The organism is Ideonella sp. P3_A4, from assembly GCF_056403075.1.
Window position 1 is genome coordinate 1 of record NZ_JBFUGE010000979.1, and the last position, 1,603, is coordinate 1,603.

At 63.6% G+C, this 1,603-nt stretch carries 2 protein-coding genes; both read right to left on the reverse strand.

All coding sequences use genetic code 11. The annotated features are described in order from the left end of the window. Window positions 1-644 (reverse strand): DnaJ domain-containing protein (locus tag AC1DYI_RS35055; protein ID WP_477208708.1); only part of this gene is annotated, 644 nt, incomplete at its 3' end. Window positions 645-662: 18 nt separating this feature from the next. Next, complete coding sequence (locus AC1DYI_RS35060) at window positions 663-1,232, reverse strand: hypothetical protein (protein WP_477208709.1); 570 nt, start codon at window positions 1,230-1,232, stop codon at window positions 663-665. Between the last annotated feature and the right edge of the window lie 371 nt (window positions 1,233-1,603).

Sequence of the window (1,603 nt, forward strand, 5' to 3'; positions counted from 1 at the left end):
GCTCTGCCGTGACGTCCGTCCACGCTGAGCAGATCGCCATCGCGCACGCCGTGCGGGAACCGCACCGTGACCTTGTAGCGTCGGACTGCCGCCTGCCCTGTGCCAGCACAGGCACCGCACGCCTGCCTCGCCCTGCCGTCGCCATGGCAGGCATCGCACTCGGTCTGTGTATCCATCCATCCGAACCAGGAGCTTTGCCGCATGGCTCCTGACCCGTGGCACTGAGGGCAATGTCCGCCCAGTAGACGGTAGCCCGCGCCTTCGCAAGCCGAACACTCCTGCGTCACCTTGCCCTGCAACACCTTGGTGCAGCCGAAAGCCGCTTCCTCGAGTGTCAACCTGACCCTGCGGTTGATGGTTCGAGCCGGCTGCTGGGCAGCTTCGCCTTCGCGCTGGCGCTCCTGCGACTGACTCGGTTCGCCTTCGCCAGTACCGGCATCTGGCCAGGGCCTGTGGAAGCCGGCATCGCGAATGGCCTCGACGGCGCGATTGATGCGCTGCATCTTGGCGACCGCGGCGAGGCTGTTGTTTCGGTCGGGGTGCCACTGCGAGACCAGTCGGCGCCATGCGGCCTTGACCTCCATCTCCGTGGCGTCGGGGGTCAACCCCAGTTCGGCAAACGCGCTCTCGATGTCCTGCTCCAAGGTCCTGTCCAATCGTCGTCACGCGTTGGGTACGAGGGTGGCCTTCAACGGAAAGCTGATCACCCAGGCCAACCAACGCCAAGCGCTCGGGTTGTCGGACATGATGCCCAGCCAGCCTTTGAGCTGCGCCTGCCTGAAGGCCCGATGCGTGTCGCGCTTCTTCAAGTCGTACATGTGGTGGACGGCGTGGGTGAGTTCGTGCAGCGCCACGACAGCCAGATTCGAGCCCGTGAGGCCACAGTACAACTGGGCCTCTTGTTTGGCCCCGTGGTACCAGCCGAAGGCGTTGCCGGACTCAGACTTGCTGATGCGGCGCAGCGTCACAGGATGACCGGCGACGAGGATTCTCTTGGGCATCACGGGCTGCTGCGGCACCTGGCCGAGCACGACCCTGTCGTACCGAACGTCACTGGCGAGGTGTTCGGTCAGCAACAGGTTGAACCAGATCCATGCCTGCGGATTGCGCTGCGCGAACTCGACCATGCCAGTGGCAAAGCTGTGGGTGTAGGCCTCTTCGACGCAGCCTTGCTGGCATCCCTTGCTGAAGTGGGTCAGCCGAATGACGCATTCGAGAAAAGCCTCGGCCAATCGCAAACCTCGCAAGTCGTCCCGGAGTTCGATCCGACCGTCCTCCAGGTTCACACATGCTCGCCGTCGGCGGTCTCGCATGAGTGAGCGATGCAGAACCTCGACACGCAGCTGGTAGGGGCCAAGCGTGACATGCGACGGCATGCGCGCGCACCGGCCCGTGCCGGCACGAGGCGCAGAAATGGCGGCATGAGCGAGCGATGTGGACATGAGGGGCCAGGCAACAACATGAGAGGATCGTTGCGAAATGAATGCTGCGACGCAACAACTGTTGGTATATCACGCTGGCGTGGCACGCCGAATCGACCTGCGACGCGCTCGGTCATTCTGACGAGAAGCCGATATAGGCGCATACTGCATGAGTATGCTGC